This is a genomic window from Nocardioides albidus (genome assembly GCF_006335005.1).
GTDB classification, from domain to species: domain Bacteria; phylum Actinomycetota; class Actinomycetes; order Propionibacteriales; family Nocardioidaceae; genus Nocardioides; species Nocardioides albidus.
Genome location: NZ_VDMP01000025.1, coordinates 391,050 through 400,940 on the forward strand (window position 1 = coordinate 391,050; position 9,891 = coordinate 400,940).

The 9,891-nt window shown below is 74.0% G+C and carries 10 protein-coding genes; all 10 read left to right on the forward strand.

Going from position 1 to position 9,891, the window contains the following annotated elements:
• Positions 1-73 precede the first annotated feature (73 nt).
• On the forward strand, positions 74-691 hold the full coding sequence (locus tag FHP29_RS15010) for a PadR family transcriptional regulator (protein WP_139623658.1): 618 nt from the start codon (positions 74-76) through the stop codon (positions 689-691).
• Positions 688-816: a hypothetical protein gene (locus tag FHP29_RS23135; RefSeq protein WP_275669446.1), complete on the forward strand. Its 129-nt coding sequence runs from the start codon at positions 688-690 to the stop codon at positions 814-816. Before FHP29_RS15010 ends, FHP29_RS23135 begins: the two co-directional genes overlap by 4 nt.
• Entirely contained in the window at positions 813-1,532 is a 720-nt protein-coding gene (locus tag FHP29_RS15015) for an ABC transporter ATP-binding protein (RefSeq protein WP_139623659.1), read from the forward strand. Before FHP29_RS23135 ends, FHP29_RS15015 begins: the two co-directional genes overlap by 4 nt.
• Positions 1,529-4,150, forward strand: a complete 2,622-nt coding sequence (locus tag FHP29_RS15020) for an FtsX-like permease family protein (RefSeq protein WP_139623660.1) — start codon at positions 1,529-1,531, stop codon at positions 4,148-4,150. The genes FHP29_RS15015 and FHP29_RS15020 overlap by 4 nt, the downstream gene beginning before the upstream one ends.
• A 99-nt stretch (positions 4,151-4,249) precedes the next feature.
• A complete protein-coding gene (locus tag FHP29_RS15025) occupies positions 4,250-4,867 on the forward strand; it encodes a TetR/AcrR family transcriptional regulator (RefSeq protein WP_139623661.1) in 618 nt (205 codons plus the stop codon).
• Positions 4,864-5,661: a TIGR03084 family metal-binding protein gene (locus FHP29_RS15030; RefSeq protein ID WP_139623662.1), complete on the forward strand. Its 798-nt coding sequence runs from the start codon at positions 4,864-4,866 to the stop codon at positions 5,659-5,661. The genes FHP29_RS15025 and FHP29_RS15030 overlap by 4 nt, the downstream gene beginning before the upstream one ends.
• Positions 5,658-7,406, forward strand: a complete 1,749-nt coding sequence (locus tag FHP29_RS15035; RefSeq protein WP_139623663.1) for an acyclic terpene utilization AtuA family protein — start codon at positions 5,658-5,660, stop codon at positions 7,404-7,406. The genes FHP29_RS15030 and FHP29_RS15035 overlap by 4 nt, the downstream gene beginning before the upstream one ends.
• On the forward strand, positions 7,407-8,543 hold the full coding sequence (locus FHP29_RS15040) for an acyl-CoA dehydrogenase family protein (protein ID WP_139623664.1): 1,137 nt from the start codon (positions 7,407-7,409) through the stop codon (positions 8,541-8,543).
• 10 nt (positions 8,544-8,553) lie between these two features.
• Positions 8,554-9,039, forward strand: coding sequence for an SRPBCC family protein (locus tag FHP29_RS15045; protein ID WP_139623665.1), 486 nt, complete (start codon positions 8,554-8,556; stop codon positions 9,037-9,039).
• A gap of 17 nt (positions 9,040-9,056) precedes the next feature.
• A partial coding sequence (locus tag FHP29_RS22810; RefSeq protein WP_275669447.1) for a carboxyl transferase domain-containing protein occupies positions 9,057-9,891 on the forward strand: 835 nt, incomplete at its 3' end.

The window sequence follows — 9,891 nt, forward strand, 5'->3', positions numbered from 1 at the left end:
AGCCAGAGCATATACCGGGTATACATGTCCTATACCCGGTATGTACCGGTGTGGAGTCGAGAGGGAGTCCCGGATGTCCGTCAAGCACGCCCTGCTGGCGCTGCTCGAGCAGCAGCCCATGTACGGCTACCAGCTGCGCGCCGAGTTCGAGCAGCGCACCGGCACCACCTGGCCGCTCAACGTCGGGCAGGTCTACACGACCCTGACCCGCCTGGAGCGCGACGGCCTCGCCTTCGCCGACGGCGAGGACGGAGAGGGCCACGTGATCTACCGGATCACCGACGCCGGCCGCGACGAGGTCGCCACGTGGTTCACCACCCCGGTCGGGCGCACCCAGCCCCCGCGCGACGAGCTCGCGATCAAGCTCGCGCTGGCGGTCACCGTGCCCGGCGTCGACGTCGGCACCGTCATCCAGCAGCAGCGCAGCGCCACCATGGCCGCGCTCCAGGACTACACCCGCCTCAAGCGGCAGGCCGCCGCGGGCGCCGTACCCGACGCCGGGGCCGACGACGGGTCCGGGGGAGCGGACCTGGCCTGGAGCCTGGTCCTCGACTCCCTCGTCTTCGCCGCCGAGGCCGAGATCCGCTGGCTCGACCACTGCGAGTCCCGGCTGCGCCGGGCCGCGGCGGGCGGGGTTGGACGAAGAAACGCACGCCTGGACGAAGAAGCTCCCGCCAGGGGCGCCCGATGAGCCCCCACCTCGAGGCCCACCTCCGCCGCCTCGACCGCGCCGAGCGGCGTTGGCTCGCCGACGCCCGGGCCCGCCTCGAGCTGATCCGCACCACCCGCGCCCTCCCCCGAAAGCAGGAGCGATGAACCCTGTCCTGAAGCTCACCGACGTGACCCGCATCCACGGTGAGGCGCCGCACGAGGTGCTGGCCCTGCGCGGCATCTCCTTCGAGGCCCACCCCGGCGAGCTGGTCGCCGTGATGGGGCCCTCCGGCTCGGGGAAGTCGACCCTGCTGACCATCGCCGGCGGGCTCGACCGGCCCACGGCCGGGTCGGTCACCGTCGAGGGGACCGACCTGGCCGGCCTGGGCCAGCACGGGCGGGCGCGGATGCGGCGTACGTCGATCGGCTATGTCTTCCAGGGGTTCAACCTGATCCCCGCCCTGACCGCCGCCGAGAACGTCGCGCTCCCGCGCGAGCTCGACGGGGTGGCGCCGCGCCGGGCGCGCGCCGAGGCACGGAAGGCCCTCGAGGAGGTCGGGATCGCCGACCTCGCCGACCGCTTCCCCGACGACATGTCCGGTGGCCAGCAGCAGCGGGTCGCCATCGCCCGTGCCGTGGTGGGCGAGCGGCGGCTGATCCTGGCCGACGAGCCGACCGGCGCGCTCGACACCGAGACCGGCGAGGGCATCCTGCAGCTGCTGCGGGCCCGCTGCGACGCGGGCGCCGCCGGCGTCCTGGTCACCCACGAGGCGCGTCACGCGGCCTGGGCCGACCGGGTCGTGTTCCTGCGCGACGGCGTCGTCGTCGACGAGACCGGTGCCGACCGGGTCGACGTCCTCACCGGGCCCGGCGCCCGATGAGCCAGCGGATCGGCGGCTGGCGGGTCGCCCTGCGCCTGGCCCGCCGCGAGGCGTGGCGGCGCAAGGCCCAGACCGTCCTCATGCTCGTCCTGGTCTGCCTGCCCGTGCTCGCCGTCGCGGCGGCCGCGGTGGTGTGGCGCACCGCCGACGTGTCGGGCGCCGAGGGCGTCGACCGTCGGATGGGTACGGCGGCCGCCCTGGTCAGCGGCAGCGGCACCACCGCCGTGCTCCAGGCCTTCGACCCGGACTCGATCACCTCCTGGCTCGGCGAGGAGGAGCACGTCTCCACCGAGGAGGAGGTTCGCTCGGTCCTCGGCTCCGAGCGGACGCTCGTCCCGCTCGCGCAGGAGTACCTCGCCTACGAGACCCGCCGCGGGCGCGCCGACCTCCTCGTCACCCAGACCGAGCTCGCCGACCCGCTGACCCACGGACTCCTCCGGCTCACCGACGGCCGCTACCCGCGCACGACCGGCGAGATCGTCGTCAACGCCGCGGCCGCCCGTCGCGGTCCCGGGCTGGGGGAGACGATCGCGGTGATGCGGTCCGGCAGCGACGGCGAGATCCGCACCGAGCTGCGGGTCGTGGGCATCGCGGAGAGCGCGACGACCCGCGACCGCCCGGCCGCCGCCGTGCTCCCCGGCGCCGTCGGGGCGCCCGACGACCAGCCCCGCTGGCTCGTCGGCGGCGGCCCGGTCACCTGGGACGACGTGCGCGCGCTCAACGCCGTCGGCCTGTTCGCGGCGTCCCGTCAGGTGCTCTCCGACCCCCCGCCGGACTCCGAGCTGCCGCCCGAGATGGTCAGCCACGCGCCCGTCGACGAGACGACGGTGACCGCGCTCGTGCTGGTCACCACGATGGTGCTGCTCGAGGTCGTGCTGCTCGCCGGCCCGGCCTTCGCCGTCCGCGCGCGGGCCCAGGCGCGCACCCTCGCGCTGGTCGCGGCCTCGGGAGGAACGCCGGCCCAGGCGCGTCGTACCGTCCTTGCGTCGGGCGTCGTGGTCGGCCTGCTCGGCGGCGTCCTCGGGGTGCTGCTCGGGATCGGCCTCGGCGCGCTGCTGATGCCCCTCGCCCAGCGCCTCCAGGGCACCTGGTTCGGGCCGTTCGAGGTGCCGTGGACGCTGCTCCTCGTCGTGGCCGCCTTCGGCCTGGCCGCCGCCGTCCTCGCCGCCCTGGTCCCGGCGTACTCCGCCTCGCGGCAGGACGTCGTCGCGGTGCTCGCCGGACGCCGCGGGGAGGGCCGCCCGTCGCGGCGCTCGCCGGTCCTCGGCCTGGTGCTCATCGCGGCGGGGGTCGGCTCGGGCGTGGCCGGCTCCGGCGCGGGGGGCGCGTCCCCGCCGCTGGTCGCCGCCTCGGCGCTGCTGTCCGTCCTCGGCATGGTGCTGGTCGTGGCCACCGCCGTCGCGCTGGTCGGCCGGGTCGCGCGCTCGTGGCCGCTCGCGGTGCGCTTCGCCGCCCGCGACGCCGCCCGGCACCGCACCCGCACCGTCCCGGCCATCGCCGCCGTCGGCGCCACGGTCGCCGGCGTGGTCACCCTCGGCATCGCCCTCAACAGCCAGCAGGCGGCCGACGAGCGCGACTACGACCCGCAGTTCGCCCACGGGTACGGCGTCGTCCAGGTCGAGCCCGAGGCCGACCCGTCCGCCGTACGCCGGGTGGTGGCGGGGCGACTCCCCGACGCCCGGGTCGAGGAGCTCACCGGGGTCCGGTCGGACAGCGAGGCGGGCTGGACCGAGATCGCCTTCCAGGTCGCGGGCGAGGACCTGATGGTGCAGACGACGGGGGCCTTCGGCACCCAGTACCTCGTCGGCTCGTCCGTCCCCGCCGTGACCGGGCTCGACCCGGCCGCCCGCGAGCGCGCCGACAGCGCCCTCGCCGAGGGTCGTGTCGTGCTGCTCCGGGGCTCCGAGGACGAGGCAGGCGAGGGGGCGGCTGCCGTCGACCTGGTCCGTGCCGTCGTCCGGGTCTCCGACGAGGACGGGACGCCCCGCGACGGTGCGAGCGTCGAGGTCCCGGCCACCACCGTGCCCGCGGGCGGGCAGATCGCACCGGCCGCCGCGATCCTGCCGCCCGAGGTCGCGGGCGAGCTGGGCCTCAGCGTGGGGCCGACCGCTCTGGCGATCGCCCCGACCGTGCCGGGGACCGCCCAGGCCGACCTCGACGAGGCCCTCGCGACCCTGCCCGGCACCGGCGTGCTCTACGTCGAGCGCGGCTTCCGGCCCGACGACAGCGTGCGGATCCTGCAGTGGGTGCTGGCCGTCCTCGGGGGCGTGCTCATGCTCGGCGGCACCCTGACCGCCACCTTCCTGGCCCTCTCCGACGCCCGGCCCGACCTCGCCACGATGTCGGCGGTCGGCGCCCGGCCGCGCACGCGGAGGCGGGTCGCGGCGTCGTACGCCCTGGTGGTGGGGCTGGTCGGCGCTCTGCTCGGCGCGCCGGTCGGCTTCATCCCCGGCATCGCCGTCAGCCGCCCGCTCTCGCGCGGGGACGACGGGGCGACGCTGCTCGCCGTGCCGTGGCCGCTGCTCGCCGTCGTCGTGGTCGGGCTGCCGCTGCTCACCGCCGCGGCGGTCGGACTCTGCGCGCGCAGCCGCCTGCCCCTGGTGGCGCGGATCGACTGACCGGCGAGGGCCGGGGGCCGCGGGGCCGGGGGTGGCGCGCCGGATGAACATTTAAAGTCAGTCTTGACTGTTTGTTAGTCCGGGGCCATGCTGGGCGCCATGTCCGCCACCACCCGCGTGCCGCAGGAGGAGCGCACCCGCGCGATGCGGCAGCGGCTGATGGACGCGACGGTGGAGCTCCTGGTCGAGAAGGGCTTCAGCGGTACGTCGACCACGCTGGTCTCGGAGCGCGCCGGAGTCAGCCGCGGCGCGCAGCTGCACCACTTCCCGACCAAGAACGACCTGGTGGTCGCGGCGGTGGCGCACCTGACCCAGATCCGGGGCTCCGACCTCGAGGCGGCGGTGGACCGGCTGCCGGAGGGCCCCGGACGGACCGAGGCGGTGGTCCAGATGCTCGGCGAGCACTTCGCCTCGCCCGTCTTCACCGCGGCCCTCGAGCTGTGGGTCGCCGCGCGGACCGACCCCGCGCTGCTGCAGGCCGTGGGGCCGCTGGAGCAGCGGGTCGGCCGCGAGACGCACCGGCTCACGGTCGAGCTGCTCGGCGCCGACGAGTCCCGGCCCGGGGTGCGCGAGCTGGTCCAGGCGACCCTCGACCTGGTCCGCGGTCTCGGCCTGGCCGACACGCTCGGCGACGACGCCCGCCGTCGCCGCCGGATCCTCAAGGAGTGGGCGCGCACCCTCGACGCGGCCCTGGAGAAAGGCGGCACCCCGCAATGAGTGTCCTCGACGACGTGATCGCCGACCTGAGCGCCGAGGGCGACCGGCTGCGGACGACGGTGTCCGTCCTCGACGGCGAGTCGTGGCACAAGCCGACGCCGGCCGAGGGCTGGGACATCGCCACCACGATCGGCCATCTGGTGTGGACCGACGAGGTCGCCGTCCTGGCCGCGGACTCCGCGACCGACGACGGCAAGCGAGCCTGGGACGACGTCGTCCTGGACGCCATCGCGGATCCGAGCGGCTTCGTCGACCGCGGCGCCCGCGAGCTCGGCGCCCTCCCGGGACCCGAGCTCCTCGAGCGTTGGGACTCCGGTCGCACCGCCCTCGTCGAGGCCCTGCGCGCCTACCCCGACGGGGTGAAGATGCCGTGGTTCGGGCCGCCCATGTCCCCGACATCGATGGCGACGGCGCGGTTCATGGAGACCTGGGCCCACGCCCTCGACGTCTACGACGCCCTCGGCCTCCACCCGGAGGTCACCGACCGGATCCGCCACGTCGCCCACATCGGCGTCCGCACCCGCGACTTCGCCTACGCCAACAACGGCCTCGAGGCGCCGGCCGAGGAGTTCCGGATCGAGCTCGTCGCGCCGAGCGGGGAGACCTGGACCTGGGGGCCCGAGGACGCGGCACAGCGGGTGAGCGGCTCGGCGTACGACTTCTGCCGCCTGGCCACCCAGCGCGTCCACCGCGACGACACCGACCTGGTCGCCGTCGGCGCGGACGCCGAGAAGTGGCTCACCATCGCGCAGGCGTTCGCCGGCCCGGCGGGCGGCGGGAGGGACCCGCGATGACCGCGCCCCTCCGCATCGCCAACTGCAGCGGGTTCTACGGCGACCGACTGAGTGCATTGCGCGAGCAGCTCGAGGGCGACAGCGCTGGATCCGGTGTCGACGTGATCACCGGCGACTACCTCGCCGAGCTGACCATGCTCATCCTCGGCATGGACACCCTGCGCGACGCCGACCTCGGCTACGCCCGCACCTTCCTGCGCCAGCTCGAGGACACCCTCGGCCTCGTCCTGGAGAGGGGCGTCAAGATCGTCAGCAACGCCGGCGGGCTCAACCCGGCCGGCCTGGCCACCCAGATCCACAAGCTCGCCGCCGACCTCGGCGTCGACGCCAAGGTCGCCTACGTCGCGGGCGACGACCTGCGTGGCGCCGGCCTGTTCGACGACGCGCTCACGGCCAACGCCTATCTCGGCGCGTTCGGCATCGCCTCCGCCCTGACCCGTGGCGCCGACATCGTCGTCACCGGGCGCGTGACCGACGCCAGCGTCGTCGTCGGTCCCGCGATCGCCCACCACGGCTGGCTGCCGACCGACTACGACGCGCTCGCCGGCGCCGTGGTCGCCGGGCACGTCATCGAGTGCGGCACCCAGGCCACCGGCGGCAACTTCTCCGGGTTCGCCGACCTCTTCCGCGCCGGCGCGCCGATGACCACGCCGCTCGGGTTCCCCATCGCCGAGGTCGCCGCCGACGGCAGCAGCGTGATCACCAAGCACGACGGCACCGGCGGTGCGGTCACCGTCGACACCGTCACCGCCCAGCTGCTCTACGAGATCCAGTCCACGCGCTACCTCAACCCCGACGTCACCACGCGGCTCGACTCCGTCCGGCTGCGCCAGCAGGCGCCGGACCGCGTCGAGATCAGCGGCGTCACCGGCTGCGCGCCGCCGGAGCGGCTCAAGGTCGCGGTCAACACCCTCGGCGGCTACCGCAACCAGGTCGAGTTCGTGCTCACCGGCCTCGACATCGACGCCAAGGCGGAGTGGCTGCGTTCGCAGCTCGACGGGAGGCTCGCCGCGAAGGAGGTCGTCTGGACCCAGACGCCCGCCCGCAGCGGGGACGCCGACACCGAGGAGGGCGCCTCGGTCATCCTGCGCTGCATCGGCAAGGACCCCGAGCCCGGCCCGTTGGGCAAGCCGTTCACCGGCCCCGCCGTCGAGCTCGCCCTCGCGTCCTACCCCGGGTTCACGATGACCACCCCGCCCCAGAAGCCGTCGCCCTACGGCGTCTACACGCCGGCGTACGTCGACCGGTCGTCCGTCGAGCACACCGTCGTCCACCACGACGGCACCCGCGAGGTCATCGCCGACCCGACCGAGTACGCCGAGCAGGTGGCGCCGGAGGAGCTCGACCCGGACCTCGGCAAGCGCCCCTCGCCGTACCCCGCCCCCGCGGACACGATCACCCGGCGGATGCCGCTCGGGACCTTCGTGCACGCGCGCTCCGGCGACAAGGGCGGCGACGCCAACCTCGGCCTGTGGGTCAAGAACGACGGCTCGCCGAAGTACGAGGCGCGCGTGCAGTGGCTCGCCAAGATGGTCAAGGACCGCAAGGTCCGCGAGGTCGTGCCCGAGGCCCGGGACCTCGACATCGACGTCTACGTCCTGCCCAACCTCGGCGCCGTCAACGTCGTCATCCACGGTCTGCTCGGCGACGGCGTCGCCGCGTCCACCCGGTTCGACCCGCAGGCCAAGGGCCTGGGCGAATGGGTCCGCAGCCGGATCGTCCACATCCAGGAGGACTTGGTCTAGATGCGTTGGAGCGAGGAGCGCCAGGCGCTCAAGGAGTCGGCGACCGAGTTCGCGCGCCGCGAGATCATGCCCGGCCTGCAGGAGTGGGAGGACGCCGGGCAGCTGCCGCGCAGCCTCACCGAGGCCGCCGCGAAGGCCGGTCTGCTGAGCGTCGGCTACCCGGAGTCGGCCGGCGGCGAGGGCGGCGACCTGCTCGACGCCTGCGCGCTGCAGGAGGGGCTGATGGAGGCCGGTGCGTCCGGCGGCCTGATGGCCTCGCTCTTCACCCACGGCATCGCGGTCCCGCACATGGTCGAGCACGGCTCGCCGTACCTCGTCGACCGCTACGTCCGCCCCACCCTGGCCGGCGAGATGATCGGCAGCCTCGGCATCACCGAGCCGGGCGGCGGATCCGACGTCGCCGGCATCACCACGCGGGCCGTGCGCGACGGCGACCACTACGTCATCAACGGCGCCAAGACGTTCATCACCTCGGCGGTCCGCGGCGACTACGTCGTCACCGCCTGCCGCACCGGCGAGGCCGGCCACGCCGGCATCTCGCTGATCGTCGTCGACAAGGGCACACCCGGCTTCACCGTCCAGCGCAGCCTGAGGAAGATGGGCTGGCACTGCTCCGACACCGCCGAGCTGTCGTACGCCGACGTCCGGGTCCCGGTGGACAACCTGGTCGGGAGCGAGAACCAGGGCTTCTACTACATCGCCCAGCAGTTCGTCGTCGAGCGGATCTTCCTGGCGCTCATGGGCTACGGGCACGCGAAGCGCTGTCTCGACCTGTCCGCGCAGTACGCCCGCGAGCGCGAGACCTTCGGCAAGCCGCTGGTCCGGAACCAGGTCGTGCGCGCCCAGCTGGTCGAGATGCACCGGCAGGTGGAGGTGGCCCGCACCTACACGCTCGAGGTCGCCGCCCGGCACGTCGCCGGGGAGAACGTCATCGCCGAGGCGTGCCTGGCCAAGCAGACCGCCGTCGACACCGCCGTCGCGGTCTCCGACCTGGCCGTCCAGCTGCACGGCGGCACCGGCTACATGCACGGCACCGAGGTCGAGCGGCACTACCGCGACGCCCGGCTGCTCCCGATCGGCGGCGGCGCGACCGAGGTCCTCACCGACCTCGCCGCCCGTCTGCTCGGCTACTCCTGAGAGGCCCGCGATGGACCTGATGAAGCCGCTCGGCGGCGAGGTGACGGTGGCGATGGACGCGCCGGTCGCCGAGGTCTGGGACCTCGTCAGCGACGTGACCCGGATCGGCGAGTTCTCGCCGGAGACCTTCGAGGCGGTGTGGACCCACGGCGCCACCGGCCCCGCGGTCGGCGCGCGGTTCAAGGGCCACGTCAAGCGCAACGGCGTGGGCCCGATCTACTGGACGCCCTGCACCGTCACGCAGTGCCGCGAGCCGGCGGACGGATCCGGGCTGTTCGAGTTCGGCGTCGGGCTCGACGACAACCCGATCAACACCTGGGGCTACCGGCTGAAGGCGCTCGGCCCCGACCGGACCGAGGTGACCGAGTACTTCCGGCTCACCCCGGCCTGGTACCTCCGCGGCTACTGGCTGGTCCTCGGCCGGCTGCGGGGCAAGACCAACGAGCGCGGCATGCGCACGACCCTGGAGAGGATGAAGGCGGTGCTCGAGGCATGACGGCCACAGCTGAAGGCGTGAGCGCTGAGCAGGACCGGCGTACGGCGATGGAGGCCAAGCTCGCCGACCTGCACGCGGAGCAGGCGAAGGCGGTCGAGGCGGGCGGCAAGTACATCGCCCGGCACAAGGAGCGCGGCAAGCTGACGGCCCGCGAGCGGATCGACCTGCTCGTCGACGAGGGCTCGGCCTTCCTCGAGCTGATGCCGCTCGCCGGCTGGGGCAGCGACTTCGCGGTCGGCGCCTCGCTGGTCACCGGCATCGGCGTCGTCGAGGGCGTCGAGTGCATGATCGTCGCCAACGACCCGACGGTGAAGGGCGGCGCGCTCAACCCGTGGTCGCTGAAGAAGTCCTTCCGAGCCGCGGAGATCGCCGAGAAGAACTTCCTCCCCACGATCAACCTCACCGAGTCCGGCGGCGCGGACCTGCCCACGCAGAAGGAGATCTTCATCCCGGGCGGCCGCGGGTTCCGCGATCTCACCCGGTCCTCGGCGCGCAAGCAGCCGACGGTGTCGGTGGTCTTCGGCAACTCGACCGCCGGGGGCGCGTACGTCCCCGGCATGAGCGACTACGTGATCATGGTCAAGGAGCGGGCCAAGGTGTTCCTGGCCGGTCCGCCGCTGGTGAAGATGGCGACCGGCGAGGAGTCCGACGACGAGACCCTCGGCGGCGCCGAGATGCACTCCCGCGTCTCGGGGCTGTCCGACTTCCTCGCGGTCGACGAGTACGACGCCCTCCGGCTCGCACGCCGGGTCGTGGCCCGGCTCAACTGGCGCAAGCGCGGGACGTCATACGAATCGGGGGCTGGAGGCCACGGCGCGGATGACGTCCCGGCGTACGCCGAGCCCGACCTCG